Raw genomic sequence first — 19,625 nt, 5'->3', positions numbered from 1 at the left:
TGGCCAACCGGACCGAACCCGATCGGGCTCGAGTTCGCCGGCCTACAGTTCGCTGTCGGGTCGAACGACGACCTTGCCGAATCCCTCGCGATTCTCGATGATCTCGTGGGCGCGTGCGGTCTCACTCATCGGCAACTCCTCCCGAATCGCGGGCTCGAAGGTGCCGTCCCAGACGAGTTCCATCACGTCGTCGACCTGCCCCGGCGTGGCCATCGTCGAGCCGATGATCTGGAGTTGGTTCCAGAAGATGCGGGGAATGTCCGTCTCGGGGTTGCCGCCGCCGGTACCGCCACAGGTCACGAGCCGCCCGCCCTTGGTCAGGCTCTTCAGCGAGTTCTGCCACGTCGGCGCGCCGACGTGCTCGACGACGACGTCGACCCCGCGGCCGCCGGTCTCTTCTAGGACCCAGTCCGCGAAGTCCTCCTCCTCGTAGTTACAGACGTGGTCTGCGCCGTGGTCCTCGGCGTACTCGAGTTTCGCTTCCGTGCTCCCCGTCGCGTAGACCTCTGCGCCCGCGTAGTCGGCAATCTGTAAGGCGGCGTGGCCGACCCCGCCGCTTGCCCCCAAGACGAGCACCGACTCGCCGGCCTCGAGGTCTGCGCGCTCGATTAGCATCCGCCACGCGGTCTGGAAGACCAGCGAGCTCGAGCCGGCGACCGACCAGTCGACGTGCTCGGGGACGGGGATCAGGTTGTCCTCGGGGATCGCGGCGTACTCGGAGTGGACGCCCGTGACGTGCTCGCCGATGATGTGGAATCGCGGGTCGAGGGTCGGATCGTCCATCCGCAGGTCGCCGACGCCGGCCGAGAGCGCGACGTGGTCGCCTTCCTCGAAGCGGGTCACGTCCTCGCCGATCGCTTCGACGACGCCGGCCCCGTCGCTGCCCGGAATGTGGGGCATCTCGAGGTCGATCCCCGGCATTCCCCGCCGCGTCCAGATATCGAGGTGGTTGAGCGCGGCCGCCTTGATGTCGACGAGGACCTCGTCCCGGTCGACCTCGGGGTCGGGGTACTCGCCGTACTCGATAACGTCCGTGTCACCGTGTTCCGCGAATTGGACTGCCTGCATACTCCGAGCCAACGCAAACCGCAGCCATAACAGTTGGGCAACCCGTGGTGCTGTGCCCCCTCTGTACCCAGCGTTTTATTCGCCGGCTCCCGAAGAGGCCGTATGAACGAGACGCACACGACCGACGCCGAGGATGCCGACGCTGCCGACAGCAGCGACGGGACGCTCTGTACCGGCGTCGTCACGATCGCCTCAAGTCGCTCGCTCGAGAGCGACAGGGCCGGCGAAGTGATCGCCGAGGTACTCGAGGAGAGCGGGAACGGAATCGCGGTACGGGAACACGTCGGCGCGGACCACGACAAGGTCCAGTCGATCGTCTCGCGGCTGATCGATCGGGACGACGTGGATATCGTGCTCACCGCCGGCGCGACCGGCGTCGAGCCGACCGACACTACCATCGAAGCCGTCAAACCGCTGTTAAAAAAGGAGCTGACCGCGTTCGGCGAACTGTTTACCGCCTTGGCCTACGAGCAGGTCGGGACGGAAGTCGTCACCGCGCGCACGCTCGCCGGTGTCACCGACGGCACGCCGGTTTTCTGTCTGCCCGGCCACGCCGACGCGGTCCGGCTCGCGCTCGCGGAGATCATCCTGCAGGAAGCGGCGCGGATCATCGACCTCGCGGCGGAGGACGAACCGGACGACGACGCGGACGAGGCGACAAACGGCGAGCCGACCGAAGCCGGCGCGGCCGACGGGGGTGCCTGACGTGGGCTCCGCTGACGAGGCCGGTGACGGCGAGCGAGCGGGCGACGACACCGATCGGATCGACAAGGAAGCGATCCGGGAACGCGTCTGGGACGACTTAGAAGAAAGCGGCGAGGCCCGCTTTCCGTTTCCGCCCCACGGCCGGATCCCCAATTTCGCCGGGGCGAGCGAGGCCGCCGAGCGGTTGGCCGAACAACCGGAGTGGACGGACGCGACGACGATCAAGGCCAATCCCGACGCGCCGCAGTTGCCGGTCCGGCGGCGAGCACTGCGCGAGGGCAAGACGGTCTACATGGCCGTCCCGCGGCTCCGCGACGAGAAGTGCTTCCTGAAACTCGACCCCGAGGAACTCGAGGACTACGACGACGCGACGACCGTCTCCGGCTCCTCGAAACACGGCGAGCAGGTCGGTCCGGACGAGATCGACAACGTCGATCTGATCGTTTCGGGAAGCGTTGGGATTACCGAAGACGGCGGGCGGATCGGCAAGGGCGAAGGCTACAGCGATCTCGAGTACGCCGTGCTCAGAGAACTCGAGCTCGTCGACGAGTCGACGCCGGTCGCGACGACGGTCCACGAGCGGCAGGTGATCGACGACGCCGTCGCGACCGGGGCCCACGACGTCGCGATGGACCTCGTCGTCACGCCCGAGCGGACGGTCCGTCCCGAGGGGAGCGTACAACCGAGCGGCATCGACTGGGACCTCCTTTCGGAGGACCGACTCGAGGAGATCCCGGTTTTAGACCGGTTCGCGCCGTAGCCGACTCTTTTCGACGGGCTGAAAACGGGCGAGCGATCGCGAAGCGCCGCGCTGGCGGCTCTCAGTCGTCGCGACGCGTCAAAAGGGAGATGGGTCATCCCCGGGACGCGGCGGAAACCGCCGCGCCCCGATGCCAGAATCGCAGGGTGTGACGCGAGCCGGTGGGGGAGGCCCGCGTCAACGAGAATCGGTTGGCAGTGGTGGGAAGGGTGCTGTGGTGGGGTTGCTGGAAGTCGCGGGTGCAGGTGGTGGGGTGGGTGCCATCGGTGGGGTCTGCCCGTCGACCTCCATTGCTACACAGCGGCGAATACCACTTGAACGGCGGCGATGGTATACCGCTCTTACGTCGAATTGCCTTCGAGTCAATCCGAATTTATTTGGCCGAAATGGCGGCCAAGAAAGTTCATGCGGAAGGTGCAAGTAACAGTAATTAACTGTCGAAACGAACGGTCGAATTCGGGCCAGCACTCGAGAAAGGTGTCCTTCCCCGGGGTCGGCGGGCCGGAAGTCAGTTAACGAGTTCGTCGGCGACGACACTCGCATCCATTAGCTGTGGATCGATGGCGATATCGAGTTGTCCCTTGACGAACTCGGGAACGGTCCGCCGAGCGTAGACGACGGTCCGCACGTCCTCGTTCAGATCACAGACGATCGGGATCGTCGTCGCCTGTCCGACGTCGGTCAGCACGTACAGGTCAGTGTCGACGACGCCTGCCTCCTCGAGTTCCGGGCGCGAGATGACGCCCTCGAGTCGGGTCACGTCGACTCCTTCGGCCTCGAGAGCCGCCGCGATGCCGTCCTCGTCGGGGCCGACGACGACGGCGGTCGTCCCGGGACTCATTCGTACTCGATGGTCGCGGGCGGTTTGTGGGTCACGTCGTAGACGACGCGGGCGACGTTCTCGTGTGCGCCCGTGATCCGGGACTGCATGCGCTGGAGGGTGTCCCAGTCGATTTCCTGTGCGCGGGCGGTCATCCCGTCGCGGGACTCGACCGAGCGCACGGAGACGACCCAGCCGTGGACGCGGTTATCGCCCTTGACCCCCGTCGCCTTGCCGATGACGGCCGCCAGGGCCTGCCACGGCTCGTACTCCTCGAGTTCCTCCTCGACGACGTGGTTCGCCTCGCGAGCGACCTCTAGCTTCTCCTCGGTGATCTCGCCGATGATCCGCACGGCGAGGCCGGGACCGGGGAACGGCATCCGCTCGGCGACGAGTTCGTCGAGCCCGAGGTGGCGAGCGACCTCGCGGACCTCGTCCTTGTAGAGGTCGCGAACGGGTTCGACGATCCCCTCGAAGTCGACGACCTCCGGCAGGCCACCGACGTTGTGGTGGGACTTGATCCCACCCTCGCTCTCGATGCGGTCGGGGTAGATCGTCCCCTGGACGAGGAAGTCGGCGTCCGCGTCTTTGGCCTCGCGCTCGAACTCCCGGATGAACTGCTCGCCGATGACCGACCGCTTCTCCTCGGGGTCGGTGACGCCCGACAGGGCCTCGAGGAATCGGTCTTTGGCGTCGACGATCCGCAACGAGTCCATGTAGTCGAAGGTCTCGCGGATCTGGTCGGTCTCGCCTTTCCGCATCAGACCGGTGTCGACGTAGACCGGCGTGAGTCGGTCGCCGATGGCCTCGTAGGCCAACGCGGCGGCGACCGAGGAGTCGACGCCGCCCGAGAGGGCGATAACGGCGTTTGCGTCGTCGATTTCGGTCTCGATCTCTGCGACTGCGTCTGGGACGAACGTCTCGGTGTCTACCATCAGTGGGTTACCTCGGTTTCTGTGTCGGAATCGGCGTCTGCAGTCTCGCTATCGGTCTCGGTCCCCGTTTCGGTCTGCTCGAGGACCGCCTCGACCAGCCCCAAAAACGGCGGGCTCGGCTGACCGGGTCGGGACGTGTACTCGGGGTGGAACTGCGTCCCGAGGAAGAAGGGATGGTCCTCGAGTTCGAGGATCTCCATTCGGTTGCCCGCGGTCCCGGAGAAGACCAGCGACTCGTCTTCGAACTGGTCGAAGTACTCGGGATTGACCTCGTAGCGGTGGCGGTGGCGCTCGGAACAGGACGTATCGCCGTAGAGGTCGTAGGCCAGCGTCTCGGGCTCGATGACGGTCGTGTGCTCGCCGAGTCGCATCGTGCCGCCCATGTCCTCGACCTCGTACTGTTCGGGCAGGATGTCGATGACCGGATGCGGCGTGTCTTCCTCCATCTCCGCGGAGTGGGCACCGTCGAGGCCGAGCACGTTCCGGGCGTACTCGACGACGGCCATCTGGAAGCCCAGACAGAGTCCGAGGAAGGGAACGCCGTTCTCGCGGGCGTACTGGACCGCGCGGATCTTTCCTTCGGAACCGCGCATCCCGAAGCCACCGGGGACGATGACCCCGTCCATCCCCTCGAGTTGGCCGTCGTGGCCCTCGCTCAGTTCGTCGGCGGCCACCCAGTGGACGGTCACGTCGCTGCCGACCTCGAAGCCGGCGTGTTTCAGCGACTCGTGGATCGACATGTACGCGTCCTCGAGATCGTACTTGCCGACCAGCGCGATGTCGATCTCGCCGGTTTTCTCGGTGGTGACGATCTCGCGCCACTCGTTCGCCCGTTCGCCCTCCGGCAGTGCCTCGTCGTCGAGGCCGAAGCGCTCGAGGACGTACTGGTCGAGACCTTCGTCTTCGACCATCAGCGGGACGTGATAGACGTCTTCGACGTCCGGGTTCGAGAACACCGCTTCCGTGGGAATGTCACAGAACAGCGCGATCTTCTCTTTGGTCTCAGGGTCCAGTCGGTCCTCGCAGCGGCCGACGATCACGTCGGGCTGGAGGCCGATCGAGCGGACCTCCTTGACCGAGTGTTGGGTCGGCTTAGTCTTCTGTTCGCCGTTTTTCGAGTAGGGAACGAGGGTGACGTGGGTAAAGAGGACGTTCTCCTCGGGTTCCTCGTGGGCGAACTGGCGTAAGGCCTCGAGGTAGGGCATCCCCTCGATGTCTCCCACCGTCCCGCCGACTTCGATGATACAGACGTCGGTCCCCTCGGCGGCCTCGCGAATGCGTCGCTTGATGTCGTCGGTGATGTGGGGGATGATCTGGACCGTCTTTCCCAGATAGTCGCCCGCACGCTCTTGCTCGATGACGTGCTGGTAGGTCTTGCCCGTCGTAATGTTGTGGTCCGAGGTCATGTCGATGTCGAGGAACCGCTCGTAGTTCCCGAGATCGAGGTCAACCTCGCCGCCGTCCTCCAAGACGTAGACCTCCCCGTGCTGGTAGGGGTTCATCGTGCCCGCGTCGACGTTCAGGTACGGATCGATCTTTACCGCGGTGACGTCGAACCCGGCATTTTTGAGGAGACGGCCGGTGCTCGCGGCCGTAATCCCCTTGCCGAGTCCCGACATGACGCCGCCGGTGACGAAGATGAACTTGTTCCCCAGTGAGGGGTCATAATGAGTGTCCGATTCCGTCGGCATACCGAGTGTGCGCGCGACCGCTTGAAAACGATTTCGGGACCGCACCGACTCCGACAGAGGTTGTCATCCCTCACCGGTTCGGATTCGATCGGCGGTTGCCTCCTCGAGTCGACGTTCGTCCAAAAAGAGACACTGACTCGAGCGAGGCCGCCTACGGCTCGTCGTCCATGGACGTCTTCCCGTGGGAGTCGTCGTCGCTGGCAGCCTTCCCCTCGGCCGGCTCTGCTTGGACCTCGAGGTCCTGTACCTCGACGATCTCGGCCTGTGGGACGTTTTCGATGCCGCCACCCATGCGCAACTGGAGTGTCCGTCCGGGAAGGTCCGGATCGTCCTCGGCGGTCGGCTCCCGCGGGACGGAAACGGCGGTGACGCCGTCGATGGTCAGCGAGCGGCGCTGGATCGGATCGCCCTCGTGCTCGACGGTATCCCACGTCTCGATGTCGAGGTCGTCCATGTCCGTGCCGAAGTAGTCCTCCGCGTCCGGATTGACCGTGTCTTCGGTCTGGGATTCGCCGGTCGTCCTGTTGTCGTCGAACTGGACCTCCTCGTGTTTGTACTGGCGGAGTTGGACGAGCATACACCACCTACGACCTGCTGTGTGGTAACTCTCATACCGGAACTCGCCGGGCCGACTCGAGCGGCCCAAGGAGTGAGTTCGCGGACGCTCTGGTTACCACCGAAGCATCCGCGAGCGTAGCGAGCGGTTCGCCGCCGAAGCGGGCGAAGCCCGCGAAGGCGGCCTTTTTAGCGTAGATTTTTGCGCCGAGTGGTGAGCGAGCATAGCGAGCGAACCCGAGGCGGAAAAAGGTACGTTTACTTGCCCCAGAAGGGGTCCCGACTGCGCTGCTTGTCGAGGTACATGTTCAGCGCCTCGAGTTCGTCGGCGGGGATCTCGCTCGCGAGTTCCTGCTCTAAGATCTTCGCGTGTTTCTCGGGGATCTCGATCCAGAGTTCGTCATCCTCCTCGATCTGGCGGCCGACGGTCGGGCCGTCGATGGCGACCGAGACGCGGTTGCCCGCGCGGGCCTCGTCGACGTCCTCGCCCTGCTCTTGAATCCCCTTGACCTGCCCGACGCGGTCGGGCTCGTTGCCATCGAATTTGACGACGTTCGCGTTGTTCTGGACCGTTCCGGAGTTGACCTCGACGCCGACGACCGCGGGGTCGTTCTGGCGGAAGGTGTGATCCGGCAGGATGCGGAATCGAGCGGGCCGGGTGATGTTGTCGAGGATGGTGTCCTGCTGGGCCTGTTCGATCCCTTCGACGTACTCCTCGTACTCCTCGATGAGTTGGTAGATGACCTCGTCGGTGAAGATGGTCACGTCCTCGATTCCCGCGCGCTGCTCGGCGTCGTCGAGCACGTCGACGTTGAACCCGAGGATGGCCTTCTGTTTGCCGTCTTCGGCCGTCGATGCGACCGAAACGTCCCGCGGCGCGACATCGCCGACCTCCGCGCGGACGATCGGCACCTCCGCGTCGTCGAGGGCGTCGGCCATCGCCTCGAGGCTGCCGAGGGTGTCGGCCTTGACGACGACCCCCTCCTCGGCGGTGTCGACGGCGATGTCCGCGAGTTCGGCCTGCACTTCCGCGATGACCTCGTCGAGGTCGCGGTCGCGGACGACCCGGACCGGCGCGCCGGCCATGGCGTCGGCGAGTTCCGGCGCGGCGACCTTGATACCGGACGCGGCCGAGACCTCGTCGACCTTTTCGAAGCGGCTCTCGGTGCGGATCTCGGCCAGCGGGCGCGGCTGGAGCAGCGCGCGCACGTCGGTGACGATCGGCTCGTTTTGCCCGCCGACGACGAGCTGATCGTCCGAGCGGATCGTTCCGTCGTAGAGGACGGTATCGATCGTCGTCCCGAACCCTTTCTCCTCTTTGACCTCGAGGACGGTGCCGACGCCAGGGCCGGCGACGTCGATCTCCATCTCCTCTTTCATGTAGCGCTGGGAGAGGCCCATCATGACGGTCAGGAGGTCGGGAACGCCCTCGCCGGTCATCGCCGAGACCGGGACGACGCCGACGTTGCGCTGGAAGTTCTGAACCCGCCAGTAGAGGTCGGCGGAGAAGCCCTCGTCCGAGAGGTTGCCGATGATCTCGTAGAGGCTTTTGTCGAGGCGCTCGCGCACGCGGTCGGACTGGGCCTCGTAGGTGTCGTTGATCGGCGAGTCCTCGTTGGCGTTCCACCCTGGAACGGTGTCGATCTTGTTCGCCGCGACGATGAACGGGGTTTCCGACCGCCGGAGGATGTCTAAGGCCTCGAGGGTCTGGGGCTGGAAGCCGTCGTTGACGTCGACGACGAGGATGGCGATGTCGGCCAGCGCGCCCCCGCGGGATCGCAGCGTGGTAAAGGAGTGGTGACCCGGCGTGTCGATGAACAGGAGGCCGGGGAGGTCGAAGTCGTCCGGGTCGACGAGATCGCCCGCGATCGTCGAGATGATGTCCAGCGGAACGGCGGTCGCGCCGATGTGCTGGGTGATCGCGCCTGCTTCGCCCTCGATGACCGCGGAGCCGCGGATCTTATCGAGGAGACTTGTCTTGCCGTGATCGACGTGTCCGAGGACGGCGACGATCGGCGTTCTGAGAGATGTGGGGTCGCGTGTATCCGTGTCCGACATGATGAACCACCCGAGAAGGTCTTACCTGAATCGTCCGTAGCGCCGTAGTTAAACCCATCGTCATCCGCGTTCCGAACGCGACGGCGAGCGCCGCGGTCACGATCGTCACAGGCGAGTCCGTTTTCTCGGCGTCGAGCGGATTCCGTCGCCCGTGGGCGTTCCCCGTGGTCTTTAATACCGATTAGTAAGTACGGGGATGCATGAGCGATATACTCGCTGAAAACCTCTCGGGGAAGTCCGTCATGGGGTCGGACGGCACCGAGCTCGGATTGCTCTACAACATCACGATGGATCTGAAATCCGGCAAGCTCCACGATCTCGTTATCGAGCCCGACGAGGAACTCTCGAGTCGCGCCGTCGATTTCGACAGCGACGACGCCGGCCGATTTCTCGTGCCCGTCAACCGCGTCCAAGCGGTGAAAGACTACATCGTCGTCCAGCGCTAACGGTATGTACGTTCTCGACTCCTCCGCTTTTATCCACGACTTCCATACGACAGAACAGACTGCAACCATCCCGCTCGTCCGCGAGGAACTCGAAGACGAGAGCGCCTATCGCTACGACGCGATGGAGGGCTCCGGGATGCACATCCACATTCCTAACGACGACACCACCGAAAAAGTCGAGCGTGCGGCCCGGGAATCCGGCGATCTCGACGTCCTCTCGGAGACCGACGTTCGACTCGTCGCGGCGAGTTTCGAACTCGACGCCACCCTCGTGACCGACGACTACGCGATGCAAAACGTCGCGGAGAAACTCAACGTCGGGGTCGAGGTGATCGCCCGCGAGGGGATCGACGAACAGCGCCACTGGCGCTATCAGTGTCAGGGCTGCGGTCGCGAGTTCGACGAAGAAAAGGATCGCTGTCCGATCTGCGGGTCGGAACTGGCACGGAAGAACCCGTCGTAGGCCACGATCGCTGAGTCCGAAATCGATTTCTGTCGCAGTCAGTCCGACTCAGGGAGCTACCGCTCGAGCGAGCGGTCAGCCGTAGACGAAGTAGAGGTTCGCAAAGAGGATCGCATTGTAGACGCCGTGGATCAGCGCCGGGACGAGGAGGTTGTCCGTTCGCTCGTAGATGACGCCGAGGACGATCGCGAGCCCGAAGATGGTCCCTAGACTGGCGATCACCGCGCCCAGTCCGGCGGTGGCGTACGCGAGCACGTGGACCGCCGCGAAGATGACGCTGGCCACGGCGACGGCACCCGGCCGCGAGAACGTATCGTACAGTGACTTCTGGATCACGTTCCGATAGAGCAGTTCCTCGAACGGCCCGATGATCAGGATGGCAAGCGGGACCAATACCAGCATTAGATCGGGACTCTCCTGGGCCCGCTGGGTCGTGGAGTGGTCGGCGCTTTCGACGCCGGTCGACTCCATGAGAAAGGAGATCAGAAAGAGCGCGCCGAAGAGGACGACCAGTCCGCCGATCATCCAGCCGATGTCCCGCAGCGTCGGTCGACGCACGTCGATAAAGGACAGGTCGCGGTCGGTCAACGAGAGGTAGGTCCCCGCGACGAGCATCGTTCCGAGGGCCATACACACCTGCGTGAAGACGGTGCTTTCGATCTGGGAGATCGGCTCGAGCAGCGGCCGGACCGGAATCACGAGGATGGCGACGACGAAGGGCGTGACGAGGAGGCCGGCGAGGCCGACGGCGGACAGTATCAGGGCCTGTACGGTCCGCTGTTTGAGCCCGTGACCGCTGATGCCGTAGTAATCCGCGACCCCGGCGGCGACGGTTAGTCCCGCCGTGAGGAAGGCCACGAAGACGATCGGGATCGACAGCGGAACCGTCGGCACGCCGGTCGGTGCGGTCACCCCCTGGTTCAACGCGTAGCCGGCGAGCAACACGACGGCACCGCTCGAGCCGGCGGCAGTGAGGCCGGCGATTTCCCCCTCGAGAAAGCCGTGGCGTTGGGCCAGGAACGCGAGGACGGCGGCGACGGCGAACGCTGCGCCGGCCCAGACGACCGGGTCGTCGACGCCGCGGCGAACGGGAACGAACATGGCGACCATCGTGATTCCCGCGAGAATGGTCCCGACGCCGGGAACCACGCCGGACGCGACCGGGGCGGCGTCGTCGGTCCGTGCAGTCTCGGTCATACGTCGATATTCGTGCGAGGGCTCATACAAATTTCGAGGCGGGAACGATGAGCGCGACACGCTGGCCGTCGCCCGCTCGAGTCACAGAAGAACCAGCGTCACGGCCTATCGCTCGACTCGAAGCTCCGTCTTCTCGGCGACCGCGTTCGCCTCCTCGAAGTCGCCGCCGCCGAGCAGGCCGCGGGTGGCCTTTTTCGCCCACTCGACGGCCGGCTGTTCGAAGGTGTTCACGCCGGAAAGCTCGCCCGCGAGCACGCAAGCGGCCTCCATCCCGTAGAGCAGCCCGCCGAGTTCGTACTCGTCGACGCGCTCGAGTTCGACGCGGACGTTCGGCCGGCCGGCGGCCGCGAGGCTCGCCTCGGTGGCTTCGAACTCGGCCTCGAGCAGTTCCCCGAGCGTCGCGTCGCCGAGATACGCGAGATCCTCGACGTCGGTGTCCGGGATCGGCCGGTCCGGACCCTGCTCGGTCGTGACGAAGGTGACGAGCTTGTCCCGCGGGCCCGCGCGATAGAGCTGCAGTTGCGAGTGCTGATCGGTGACGCCGAGCGCTCGCACCGGGGTCTGGCCGAGGTCGTCTTTCCCCAGACTCTCGGCCCACAGCTGGGCGAACCACTCCGCGTACGTCTCGAGGGATTCCGCGTAGGGCATTACGGCGTTTACGCCGGCCCCGCGCTGGTCGAGCGCGTAGGTCGTCGCGCCGTAGGCGTAGGCGGGACAGTCGAACAGCGAGCCCGACAGCGTCTCGGCCTCGGCTGCGGCACCCGAAAGCAGCGCCTCGAGGTCGTGGCCGCAGACGGCCGCGGCGACCATGCCGACCGCCGACAGCGCCGAGAAGCGACCGGGGACGCCGTCGGGGACTTTCAGCGACGGCAGATCGTGGCGGTTCGCAAGGTCCCGAAGCGGACCGGACTCGCCGGTCGTGACGATGGTCCGCTCGGTCCAGTCGACGCCGGCGGACTCGAAGGCCTCCCGGACGACGAGGAAGTTCGCCAGCGTCTCCGCGGTCGTCCCCGACCGCGAGACCACGTTGATCGCCGTCTCCTCGAGTGGCAGTCCCTCGAGGTGAGACGAGATCCACGCGGGATCGACGTTGTCCAGAAAGACCGTCTCGGTGTCCGACTCGAGCGCGTTCGTGATCGTCGCCGCGCCGAGGGAACTGCCGCCGATGCCGATGGTCAGCAGCGCCTCGGCGTCCGCCACCGGTTCGACCGCCGCCCGAATCTCGTCGGGTTCGGTTCGCTGTGGAAGATTCAGCGCCTCGTAGCCGTGTTCTTCGTTCGCCATCCCCGTCTCGATGCGCTCGTGGGCGGCCGCGACCTGTTCGTCCAGTCGCTCGAGGGAGTCCCGCGAGACGCCCGGCGAGGCGACCGACGACAGCGCGTTGCCGATGTCGACGTTCATACGGAAGGGCGCAACACCCTACAGTAAAGGCGTTCCGTGATCGAATCGGATCGTCGGTCGGCGCCGGCGGAGGCGGGTCGGCAGACCGGATCCCAATCTGACACCGAGCTAACGGAACATACTTATTACCGATCACTCAACCGATTGACTACATCCGTGTCAGACGAATCCGACGACGCGGCCGCCGACGTCGACGCCAGACTCGAGACGCTGGAGACCCGAGTCGACGAGCAAGCCGCCCAACTGCGGTTCATCTGGGTGCTGTTCCTCTACGGCGTCGCGACGCTGATCGTCTCCGTGCTCGTCCCGCAGATAGGGCTGATACTCGGACTGATGGGTGCGATGTTCGGGTGCGCGGTCGCGGTCGCCCGAGTCACCTAATCGACCGTTCCGAACGGCAATCGAAAGCCGAAACCCGGAAAACGACGCTGTGCCTACGACCGTCCATGACCGAAAAGACCGGCACCTTCGTCGTCACCCACGCCGAGGCCGAGTCGGCCGTCGTCCGCGACGCCGAGACCGCACAAGTCCACACCCTCGCGTCGAACCCCGGCCTCGAGGTCCACGACGTTCTCGAGGCGACCGTCGCACCGGAGCCGCCGCTGGAAGTCGCCTGGGAAGTCGTCGACGTCGAGGACAGGCGGACGATCGAACTGGTCGACAGCGACCTCGAGCCGACCACACACGAAATGGAACTGGCGGCTGAGGTCGAAGTCGGCGACCTCGTTCAAGAAGACCGGGCCGGAACGGGGGAACTCCACGTCTTCAACCTCCCCGACGGCGAGGTCGAATCCGCGGCACAGGACGTCCTCGACGACGAGGAAACGATCGCTCGAGCAGCCCGGCTCGAGGCCGTCCGCGTGGAGGTGCGCCGTTCGGCCGAGGACGGCGTGTTGAGCGTTCGGTATCTGCCGGACTGATCGGCGGAAAGCCGGCGACCAGCACGGACGGCCGATAACTGATCCCCGCACCTGTTCGTCGCGAATCGCGACTCGGCGGACTCGAGCAGTCGCAAATCCCGGAAGTGAGGGTGCCAGAGTGTGACGAACAATCACGTTTTCGAAATTGAGAAGGCTTACCTCGGGGGGCTTCGAGTAGTCCGGTATATGGCGTATTTCGACGTACCGGAGATCGATTACACCCGGTACAGTAACCGCCAGCTCGCGGCGGTTCCGCTCGCGGTTCTCGCGGTTGCACTGCTCGTCCTCAGCGGCTCGTTTCTCGTGTACGGCACGCCGGTGCCGCTCGGGATGGACTTCGCTGGCGGTTCGGAGCTAACCGTCCAGACGACGACGCCGGAAGGCGACATTCCGGCGGCGTTCGACGAACAGCCCGAATCCGTCACGGGAACGAGCGGCGACAATCAGTACATCGTTCGGTTCTCCTCGACCGACGCACAGACGCTCGAGGATCAGGCCACCGACGGACTACAACAGGACGGCAACGCCGATATCGTGCAGTCGGTCTCGTCCACGTCGGCGAGTTTCGGCCAGCAGAGCCAACGGACGGCCATGATCGGGATCGCAGTGGCGTTCATCGGTATGAGCGCGATCGCCTTCCTCCTCTTTCGGACGTTCGTCCCGTCGATCGCGATCGTTCTCTCGGCGTTTTCCGACCTCGTGATCCCGCTCGCGTTCATGCGGCTCGCCGGCATCCCACTCTCGCTCGGGACGGTCGCCGGCCTGCTGATGTTGATCGGATACTCCGTGGACTCGGATATCCTGTTAAACAACCACATCCTGCGCCGCAGCGGTGACTTCTACGAAAGCACGCACCGCGCGATGCGGACCGGTGTCACGATGACGGTGACGTCGATGGCCGCGATGTTCGTCATGGGCGTCGCGGCGTACCTGCTCGGCATCGATCTCTTGGCCTCGATCGGGATCATCCTGTTCGTCGGCCTCGCAACCGACCTGCTGAACACCTACATGTTGAATCTGAGCTTGCTTCGCTGGTACAAATTCGAGGGGGTGCGATCATGAGTCCGATCGACGCGCTCAAGAACAACTGGCGTGTCCTTCTGCTCGTGGTGTTCGTCGGCTTCTCCGCCGTCGCGCTCTTCATTCCCGGCGGGATCGTCGCCGACGACAGTCTCGCCGACGACAGCATCGACGACAGTCCCACCAACCTCGAGTTCGGCCTCAGCCTCGAGGGCGGAACCCGGATGCGGGCTCCGGTCGATGGGCTGACCGCCGAGGACATCGACACCGGCGCGGTCAGCGACGACGGACAGATCGATCAGGACCGGCTCGACGAGGTCGACGCGACGATCCGCGAGGAACTCGACCTCGACCCGGCCGACTCCAATATCAACGTTCAGGACGACGGGACCGTCACCGCGGAAGTGTTCGACGGGAACGTGACCGAAGCCGAGTTCGCCGCGGCGTTGCAGGCGGCGGACGTCGACGCCACCGAGGACGACATTCGCCCGGGCGTCACCCAAGAGACCCGCGATAGTATCATCGAGACGCTCCAGTCGAAGATTAACGCGGCCGGCCTCTCCGGCGGGACGGCCTACGAGTCCTCGACGCTCGAGGGCGATCACTACATCGTCGTGGAAGTGCCGAACATGGGTGCCAGCGAACTCCGCGATATCCTCTCCGACCGCGGGCAGGTCGAGGTTAGAGCCTACTACCCGGACGACAGCGGCAACCAGACGAATCAAACGAACGAGACGGTGCTGACGGGTGAGGACATCGCTAACGTCGACCCGCCGGAACAGAGCCAGCGCGGGTCGGGATACGTGGTCCCGGTTCAAGTGAGCGAGGACGCCGCACCCGGGTTCCAACAGCAGATGAACGACCTCGGCTTCACCGGCGAGGGACAGGGGCGGTGTAACCTCCGCGGCGACGGCGAGACCATCAGTTTCGACCACGAGAACGAACAGTACTGTCTGCTGACCGTCGTCGACGATGAGGTCGTCGACGCCCACAGCATGGGCCAGAGTCTCGCGACCAGTATGTCGAGCGGCAGTTGGGAGAGCAACCCGACCTTCCAGATGGGCGCACAGAACCAGCAGGACGCCCAGTCGCTCTCGGTCAACCTCCGAGCGGGGAGCCTGCGTGCACCGCTCGACATGGACAACAATCAGGTCTACTCGATCCAGCCGTCCCACGCTGACCAGTTCAAGCAGTACTCGCTGCTGATCGGGCTGCTTTCGGTGGTCACCGTCAGCGGCGTCGTCTACTCCCGGTACACGGACACGCGCGTTGCCCTGCCGATGATCCTCACGGCGGTAGCCGAGGTCGCAATCCTGCTCGGGTTCGCCGCGCTGATACGCATGCCGCTGGATCTCTCCCACGTCGCCGGATTCATCGCCGTCGTCGGGACGGGGGTCGACGACCTCGTAATCATCGCCGACGAGGTGATGGACGAAGGCGATGTCAGTTCGGAACGGGTCTTCCAATCGCGGTTCCGCAAAGCCTTCTGGGTTATCGGGGCCGCCGCGGCGACGACGATCATCGCGCTCTCGCCGCTCGCGGTCATGAGCCTCGGCGACCTCCAAGGGTTCGCCATCATCACCATCCTCGGCGTGCTCATCGGGGTCCTCATCACCCGGCCCGCCTACGGTGACATCCTGCGGCGGCTGCTGACCGACCGGTAGCGAGTTCGGTTCGCCGCTCTTAGTTCTCACCGACCGATCCTACCGCCCGTTCTGACACCGCGGACACCAGTCGACGGATCCTTCTACACCGTGTGCGCGAGCAAAATCGTACGAAACGGGATTGTCACACGTCGTACAGCGTGGCATAGAGAGTCACCACACCAATGCACCGGCGGCCGACTACTGAGTCCCCGGCCTGCAATCGCAGCGGCTCGGGTAGAAGCGGATACTCGAGGACGGGCACAGAAACGGTCGATTGCCGCTCGTCGGGTTGCCGTCGACTCGAGGCGAAGCGACGCTAGGGCTGTTGCAGGTCCCGCTGGAACTCGTCGAAGACCTCGAGGTCGTCAGGGAGGTCGTACTCGCGGTGGCGCTGTTCCTGGCGGTTGGTGCCGGCGTCGTCGATGGGCGTGGCGGTGTCCTCCCAGCCGGGTTTGATCTTGACGCTCTTTGCGGGCATTCCGATCGCGATGTGGTGGGCGGGAATGTCGTGTTGGACGATACCGCGTGCGCCGACGATGGCGTTTTCGCCGACCTTGCAGCCGGCGCGGACCATCGCGTCGTAGGTGAGCCGGACGTCGTTCTCGACGATGGTGTGGTAGTTGCGGACCTCGGTCTGGTCGACGACGTCGTGGTCGTGGCTGTAGATGTGGACGCCGTCGGAGATCGAGACGCGGTCGCCGATGGTGAGCTTCCCGCGATCGTCCAGATGGACATCGTCGTGGATGACCGTGTTGTCCCCGATCGTGATGTTGTGGCCGTAGGTAAACGAGATGCCTTTGAAAAAGCGACAGCCGTCACCACAGTCCTCGAACAGGTGGTCGGCGAGCATCCGGCGAAATCGCAGCGCGAACTCGACGTTGTCCGCGATCGGCAGACTGTCGAACTGCCGCCAGAGCCACTGTAGGTGTTTCGAGCGCCGGAATTTGTCTTCGTCCTTTTCGGCGTAGTACTCGCTCTCGAGGGTCGTGTTACAGGGATCGTAGCTCTGCAGACGGACGCGCTCGGCGGCCGAGACCGACTCGCCGCGCTGCCAGCGTTCGTAGGCCTCGCGGTCGCCCGAGAGGTCGATCAGGACGTCCTCGACGACCGAGCAGGTGTCCTCGTCGCTCGAGAGCCGTCGATCGACCTCGTCGATGAACTCGCGCATCCCCGCTTCCGCCTCGTCGGGGAGCGCAACGTACCGCTTTGTCATACCCCGAAGTATTGCCCGCCGAGTTGATAGGGGTTCGGTTGTCCGGACGCGGTTGCCGGACCCGCTGGCACGCGGGTTACCAGTTCGTCGGGCCGGCACGGCTCGGCGCGCTCGGCCCGATGATTTCACTCCTCGTCGGCGTTCTCGCTCGACTGCCAGCCCGAAAGGAGCAACGCGGGCAGCGCGAGCGCGCTGATCACCAATAGGGCCCCGCCGACGACCGCACCGATCGTGACGCGGTCCCCGGGAAACTCGAGCGCCCTCGCGGCGAGGAGTCCGAGCGAGACGGTGACGAGGAGGACCGTCAGCACGAGCGGGGCGGGGTTCCGAGCGCGAGCGTCGGCCATACGAAGACGTGTCAGCCGCGACCCAAGAGCGGTTCGACTCGAGCCGGCGGCCGGAATCCCGAATCCGTTCGGGTCGCTGCTCGCGCGTTCCGCACGCCATAAGTTCCCCCGCTTCGAAGGGTCGTGCATGCAACACAGCGAACTCGGCGACTCCGGAGTCGAGGTTAGCGAGGTCGGTTTCGGCGCGTGGACCGTCGGCACCGACTGGTGGGGCGACCGCTCGGAAGAGGACGCGATCGAGATGCTCCAGTACGCCGTCGATCAGGGAATTACCTACTTCGATACGGGCGACGTCTACGGCCACGGCCGCAGCGAGGAACTGGTTGGAAAGGCCCTGAGCGAGATCCGCGACGAGGTCACGATCGCCACCAAGGTCGGCTACGACTTCTACAACAATCCCCAAGCCGGCCACGGGGAACTCCCCAAGGAAATGGACGTCGACTACCTCCGCGAAGCCGTCGAAAAGAGCCTCGATCGGCTCGGCCTCGAGTCGGTCGACGTGCTCCAACTTCACAACGCCGACGTCGAGGAGATCACGCCCGACGTCCTCGAGTTGCTCGACGAACTCGAGGAGGAGGGGACGATCGAGGCCACCGGGCTCGCGCTCGGTCCCTCGATCGGCTGGCTCGCCGAGGGCGATCTGGCGATCGAAGAGGAGTTCGATTCGGTCCAACTCGTCTGGAATATGCTCGAACAGGAGGTCGGCGACCACTTCCTCGAGACGATCGACCGAACGGGCTCGTCGACGAGCCTGATCCCCCGCGTCCCCCACTCCTCGGGGATTCTGAACGAGCAGGTCACCCCCGAGACCGAACTCGGCGAGGGCGACCACCGCGGGTTCCGTCCCGAGGAATGGTACGAGACCGGCTGGGAGAAACTCGAAAAGCTCCGCTTCCTCGAGCGCGCGGAGCCACGTTCCGCGGCTGGCTCGAGCGAGCAGGGCTCGCGAGAGCGGGACGGCGAGCGGACGATGGGTCAGGCGTCGATCGCGTGGCTCCTCTCCCACGACCCCGTCGCGTCCGTAACGCCGACGTTCCGCACGAAGGCGGATATCGACGAGTGGGCGGCCGCCAGCGACGTGCCGAAGCTCTCCGACGAGGAGATGAGCCGCGTCGCGGAGCTCTACGAGCACGACTTCGACATCGACCGCGACGACGGCATGGACTCGCTGCGCTCGTCCGTCGACGGTGAGGACATCCGGTCGGCCGGACTGGACAAGCTCGCGGCCGACTGATCGCGCGGCTCGAGCGGGTACAGCCCTGCGGCTCCGCGGACCGACCTACTCCGATGTGGATTCGGTAAACCGGAACTCCAGTTCCAGCTTCCCCTCCGTCTTTACGTTCACCCCGCCGAAGGTCTCCGAGAGCTGGTCTCGCGCTCGAGAGCTCGGTTCGACGGTGACCGAGACGCTGTTACTGTTCGCATTGTACGAGATGTTGCCGACCGCGACGTCGAAGTCGAACAGGTCCGGGATTTCTTCCCGGAGGCGCGTTCGCACGTCGTCGACCTCCGACCGAACGTCGGACATCTCGTCGTGTAGCGTGCTCATCGATCGTGTTAGCACCCACCAAGACTTAACGGTTCACCCTGTCAGTTCGTATCGCCGAACCCGCTCGGTCGGTCGACTCGAGCGGTCCAGCGAAAGCGGCGCGGTCACGCCGGCATTCTGAGGGCGTACAGGATCGCGAGCAGCCCCGAAATCTGGCTGAGCTGACTGAGGACGGCGACGAACGTCTCCGAAAGGAACGGGACCAGCACGTACAGCACCACCAGGAGGAACGGGACGGCGAGTCCGAAGAGGAAGCCGACGGCGATGACCAGCATCGGCCGACTGTCGTTTCGCCGGTAGCCGCGGTAGGCCTGATAGGCGATGAACAAGCCGATGAGCGCGCTCAGGACGTCGGTCGCTTGGACGAACGTCGCGACCCACTCGGCGGGTGACGCCTCCCAGAGCTGGATCGGTATCGGGCGCACGTCAGATCCCCTCGATTAGGGCCGTAAACCTGTCCGCGATGTCCTCGCGGCGGTCGATACTGACCGTCAGTCCGTCTCCGTCGAGGTCGACCGTGATCCGCTCGAGATTCGTCGAGTAGACAGTCCGATGGTGGCCCCCGTCGGGGTCGGGTTTCGTCCGTTCGACGAGGAGATCGCACTCGCGGAGGTCCTCCAGTCGCCGGTACACGGTGGGTTGGGACGCGTCGCAGTGGTCGCTCAGAGTGCTCGCTGACATGGGTTCCTGGCTCGTCTTGGTGAGGATCGTACGCACTGTCGGGTCCTCTAACAGGGTCCCGATCGTCTCGACGTCCGGCTCCTCACTCACGGTACTGACGTGTACCGAGAACGAACGTAAAGGGATTTCCACGACTGCAGCCGCTGCAGT

The 19,625-nt window shown here is 65.0% G+C and carries 23 protein-coding genes; 9 read left to right on the top strand and 14 right to left on the bottom strand.

Annotation, left to right across the window (positions count from 1 at the left end):
* Positions 1-42: 42 nt before the first annotated feature.
* A complete protein-coding gene (locus tag ACJYUO_RS06600; protein WP_494344597.1) occupies positions 43-1,068 on the bottom strand; it encodes a zinc-binding dehydrogenase in 1,026 nt (341 codons plus the stop codon).
* A gap of 102 nt (positions 1,069-1,170) precedes the next feature.
* On the opposite strand from ACJYUO_RS06600, the gene ACJYUO_RS06595 reads away from it, so the two are divergent.
* Together ACJYUO_RS06595 and ACJYUO_RS06590 are read left to right on the top strand one after the other, a co-directional pair.
* Entirely contained in the window at positions 1,171-1,773 is a 603-nt protein-coding gene (locus ACJYUO_RS06595; protein ID WP_494344596.1) for a MogA/MoaB family molybdenum cofactor biosynthesis protein, read from the top strand.
* Complete coding sequence (locus ACJYUO_RS06590; protein ID WP_494344595.1) at positions 1,766-2,533, top strand: 5-formyltetrahydrofolate cyclo-ligase; 768 nt, start codon at positions 1,766-1,768, stop codon at positions 2,531-2,533. Before ACJYUO_RS06595 ends, ACJYUO_RS06590 begins: the two co-directional genes overlap by 8 nt.
* A 508-nt stretch (positions 2,534-3,041) precedes the next feature.
* Here the strand turns inward: ACJYUO_RS06590 and ACJYUO_RS06585 are convergent.
* From ACJYUO_RS06585 to infB, 5 genes are all read right to left on the bottom strand, one after another.
* The gene (locus tag ACJYUO_RS06585) at positions 3,042-3,374 is read right to left on the bottom strand and encodes a DUF7126 family protein (RefSeq protein WP_494344594.1); all 333 of its coding nucleotides are present in this window, start codon (positions 3,372-3,374) and stop codon (positions 3,042-3,044) included.
* Positions 3,371-4,288 carry a glutamine-hydrolyzing GMP synthase gene (guaA, locus tag ACJYUO_RS06580; protein ID WP_494344593.1) on the bottom strand — a complete coding sequence of 306 codons (918 nt, stop codon included), beginning with the start codon at positions 4,286-4,288 and terminating at the stop codon, positions 3,371-3,373. Before guaA ends, ACJYUO_RS06585 begins: the two co-directional genes overlap by 4 nt.
* A complete protein-coding gene (gene pyrG / locus ACJYUO_RS06575) occupies positions 4,288-5,979 on the bottom strand; it encodes a glutamine hydrolyzing CTP synthase (protein WP_494344592.1) in 1,692 nt (563 codons plus the stop codon). Before pyrG ends, guaA begins: the two co-directional genes overlap by 1 nt.
* 151 nt (positions 5,980-6,130) lie before the next feature.
* Entirely contained in the window at positions 6,131-6,556 is a 426-nt protein-coding gene (locus tag ACJYUO_RS06570; protein ID WP_494344591.1) for a hypothetical protein, read from the bottom strand.
* A gap of 236 nt (positions 6,557-6,792) precedes the next feature.
* Positions 6,793-8,592 carry a translation initiation factor IF-2 gene (gene infB, locus ACJYUO_RS06565; protein ID WP_494344590.1) on the bottom strand — a complete coding sequence of 600 codons (1,800 nt, stop codon included), beginning with the start codon at positions 8,590-8,592 and terminating at the stop codon, positions 6,793-6,795.
* Positions 8,593-8,792: 200 nt separating this feature from the next.
* On the opposite strand from infB, the gene ACJYUO_RS06560 reads away from it, so the two are divergent.
* Positions 8,793-9,038, top strand: coding sequence for a PRC-barrel domain-containing protein (locus ACJYUO_RS06560; protein WP_006430467.1), 246 nt, complete (start codon positions 8,793-8,795; stop codon positions 9,036-9,038).
* Between the two features lie 4 nt (positions 9,039-9,042).
* Complete coding sequence (locus tag ACJYUO_RS06555) at positions 9,043-9,501, top strand: NOB1 family endonuclease (RefSeq protein WP_494344589.1); 459 nt, start codon at positions 9,043-9,045, stop codon at positions 9,499-9,501.
* A 75-nt stretch (positions 9,502-9,576) separates the two neighbouring features.
* Here the strand turns inward: ACJYUO_RS06555 and ACJYUO_RS06550 are convergent, their stop codons facing one another.
* Together ACJYUO_RS06550 and ACJYUO_RS06545 are read right to left on the bottom strand one after the other, a co-directional pair.
* Positions 9,577-10,698 (bottom strand): CPBP family intramembrane glutamic endopeptidase, encoded by a 1,122-nt coding sequence (locus ACJYUO_RS06550; RefSeq protein ID WP_494344588.1) that lies wholly within the window; start codon positions 10,696-10,698, stop codon positions 9,577-9,579.
* A 105-nt stretch (positions 10,699-10,803) separates the two neighbouring features.
* Positions 10,804-12,099, bottom strand: coding sequence for a phosphoglucose isomerase-related protein (locus tag ACJYUO_RS06545; protein ID WP_494344587.1), 1,296 nt, complete (start codon positions 12,097-12,099; stop codon positions 10,804-10,806).
* Positions 12,100-12,255: 156 nt separating this feature from the next.
* On the opposite strand from ACJYUO_RS06545, the gene ACJYUO_RS06540 reads away from it, so the two are divergent.
* The 4 genes from ACJYUO_RS06540 (at position 12,256) to ACJYUO_RS06525 (ending at position 15,703) form a co-directional block, all read left to right on the top strand.
* Positions 12,256-12,480 carry a hypothetical protein gene (locus ACJYUO_RS06540; protein ID WP_494344586.1) on the top strand — a complete coding sequence of 75 codons (225 nt, stop codon included), beginning with the start codon at positions 12,256-12,258 and terminating at the stop codon, positions 12,478-12,480.
* Between the two features lie 65 nt (positions 12,481-12,545).
* Positions 12,546-13,019 (top strand): DUF5812 family protein, encoded by a 474-nt coding sequence (locus ACJYUO_RS06535; RefSeq protein ID WP_494344585.1) that lies wholly within the window; start codon positions 12,546-12,548, stop codon positions 13,017-13,019.
* 186 nt (positions 13,020-13,205) lie between these two features.
* Positions 13,206-14,081 carry a protein translocase subunit SecF gene (gene secF / locus ACJYUO_RS06530; RefSeq protein WP_494344584.1) on the top strand — a complete coding sequence of 292 codons (876 nt, stop codon included), beginning with the start codon at positions 13,206-13,208 and terminating at the stop codon, positions 14,079-14,081.
* Positions 14,078-15,703, top strand: coding sequence for a preprotein translocase subunit SecD (locus tag ACJYUO_RS06525; RefSeq protein ID WP_494344583.1), 1,626 nt, complete (start codon positions 14,078-14,080; stop codon positions 15,701-15,703). The genes secF and ACJYUO_RS06525 overlap by 4 nt, the downstream gene beginning before the upstream one ends.
* 39 nt (positions 15,704-15,742) lie before the next feature.
* Here the strand turns inward: ACJYUO_RS06525 and ACJYUO_RS06520 are convergent, their stop codons facing one another.
* The 3 genes from ACJYUO_RS06520 to ACJYUO_RS06510 all read right to left on the bottom strand — a co-directional run bounded on the left by ACJYUO_RS06520 (position 15,743) and on the right by ACJYUO_RS06510 (position 17,245).
* Complete coding sequence (locus ACJYUO_RS06520; protein WP_494344582.1) at positions 15,743-15,850, bottom strand: DUF7563 family protein; 108 nt, start codon at positions 15,848-15,850, stop codon at positions 15,743-15,745.
* 151 nt (positions 15,851-16,001) lie between these two features.
* Positions 16,002-16,898, bottom strand: coding sequence for an acyltransferase (locus tag ACJYUO_RS06515; RefSeq protein WP_494344581.1), 897 nt, complete (start codon positions 16,896-16,898; stop codon positions 16,002-16,004).
* 125 nt (positions 16,899-17,023) lie between these two features.
* On the bottom strand, positions 17,024-17,245 hold the full coding sequence (locus ACJYUO_RS06510) for a hypothetical protein (RefSeq protein WP_494344580.1): 222 nt from the start codon (positions 17,243-17,245) through the stop codon (positions 17,024-17,026).
* A 127-nt stretch (positions 17,246-17,372) separates the two neighbouring features.
* On the opposite strand from ACJYUO_RS06510, the gene ACJYUO_RS06505 reads away from it, so the two are divergent.
* A complete protein-coding gene (locus ACJYUO_RS06505) occupies positions 17,373-18,479 on the top strand; it encodes an aldo/keto reductase (RefSeq protein WP_494344579.1) in 1,107 nt (368 codons plus the stop codon).
* Positions 18,480-18,524: 45 nt separating this feature from the next.
* On the opposite strand, the gene ACJYUO_RS06500 is transcribed toward ACJYUO_RS06505, so the two are convergent.
* From ACJYUO_RS06500 to ACJYUO_RS06490, 3 genes are all read right to left on the bottom strand, one after another.
* A complete protein-coding gene (locus ACJYUO_RS06500; protein WP_494344578.1) occupies positions 18,525-18,794 on the bottom strand; it encodes a hypothetical protein in 270 nt (89 codons plus the stop codon).
* A 104-nt stretch (positions 18,795-18,898) separates the two neighbouring features.
* The gene (locus ACJYUO_RS06495; protein ID WP_494344577.1) at positions 18,899-19,219 is read right to left on the bottom strand and encodes a DUF7521 family protein; all 321 of its coding nucleotides are present in this window, start codon (positions 19,217-19,219) and stop codon (positions 18,899-18,901) included.
* Between the two features lies 1 nt (position 19,220).
* Positions 19,221-19,565 carry a helix-turn-helix domain-containing protein gene (locus ACJYUO_RS06490; protein WP_494344576.1) on the bottom strand — a complete coding sequence of 115 codons (345 nt, stop codon included), beginning with the start codon at positions 19,563-19,565 and terminating at the stop codon, positions 19,221-19,223.
* Between the last annotated feature and the right edge of the window lie 60 nt (positions 19,566-19,625).

This window comes from Natrinema sp. CRL1 (genome assembly GCF_059162405.1).
Note: the sequence above shows the minus strand (reverse complement) of the source record. Positions and strands in the feature narration are given on the sequence as shown.

Coding starts and splice junctions, on each gene's coding strand:
- ACJYUO_RS06560 (WP_006430467.1), top strand. CDS start 8,793: ATGAGCGATATACTCGCTGAAAACCTCTCGGGGAAGTCCGTCATGGGG.
- ACJYUO_RS06545 (WP_494344587.1), bottom strand. CDS start 12,099: ATGAACGTCGACATCGGCAACGCGCTGTCGTCGGTCGCCTCGCCGGGC.
- ACJYUO_RS06600 (WP_494344597.1), bottom strand. CDS start 1,068: ATGCAGGCAGTCCAATTCGCGGAACACGGTGACACGGACGTTATCGAG.
- ACJYUO_RS06520 (WP_494344582.1), bottom strand. CDS start 15,850: ATGCCACGCTGTACGACGTGTGACAATCCCGTTTCGTACGATTTTGCT.
- ACJYUO_RS06585 (WP_494344594.1), bottom strand. CDS start 3,374: ATGAGTCCCGGGACGACCGCCGTCGTCGTCGGCCCCGACGAGGACGGC.
- ACJYUO_RS06555 (WP_494344589.1), top strand. CDS start 9,043: ATGTACGTTCTCGACTCCTCCGCTTTTATCCACGACTTCCATACGACA.
- ACJYUO_RS06500 (WP_494344578.1), bottom strand. CDS start 18,794: ATGAGCACGCTACACGACGAGATGTCCGACGTTCGGTCGGAGGTCGAC.
- ACJYUO_RS06570 (WP_494344591.1), bottom strand. CDS start 6,556: ATGCTCGTCCAACTCCGCCAGTACAAACACGAGGAGGTCCAGTTCGAC.
- ACJYUO_RS06550 (WP_494344588.1), bottom strand. CDS start 10,698: ATGACCGAGACTGCACGGACCGACGACGCCGCCCCGGTCGCGTCCGGC.
- pyrG (WP_494344592.1), bottom strand. CDS start 5,979: ATGCCGACGGAATCGGACACTCATTATGACCCCTCACTGGGGAACAAG.
- secF (WP_494344584.1), top strand. CDS start 13,206: ATGGCGTATTTCGACGTACCGGAGATCGATTACACCCGGTACAGTAAC.
- infB (WP_494344590.1), bottom strand. CDS start 8,592: ATGTCGGACACGGATACACGCGACCCCACATCTCTCAGAACGCCGATC.
- ACJYUO_RS06595 (WP_494344596.1), top strand. CDS start 1,171: ATGAACGAGACGCACACGACCGACGCCGAGGATGCCGACGCTGCCGAC.
- ACJYUO_RS06510 (WP_494344580.1), bottom strand. CDS start 17,245: ATGGCCGACGCTCGCGCTCGGAACCCCGCCCCGCTCGTGCTGACGGTC.
- ACJYUO_RS06505 (WP_494344579.1), top strand. CDS start 17,373: ATGCAACACAGCGAACTCGGCGACTCCGGAGTCGAGGTTAGCGAGGTC.
- ACJYUO_RS06515 (WP_494344581.1), bottom strand. CDS start 16,898: ATGACAAAGCGGTACGTTGCGCTCCCCGACGAGGCGGAAGCGGGGATG.
- guaA (WP_494344593.1), bottom strand. CDS start 4,288: ATGGTAGACACCGAGACGTTCGTCCCAGACGCAGTCGCAGAGATCGAG.
- ACJYUO_RS06535 (WP_494344585.1), top strand. CDS start 12,546: ATGACCGAAAAGACCGGCACCTTCGTCGTCACCCACGCCGAGGCCGAG.
- ACJYUO_RS06525 (WP_494344583.1), top strand. CDS start 14,078: ATGAGTCCGATCGACGCGCTCAAGAACAACTGGCGTGTCCTTCTGCTC.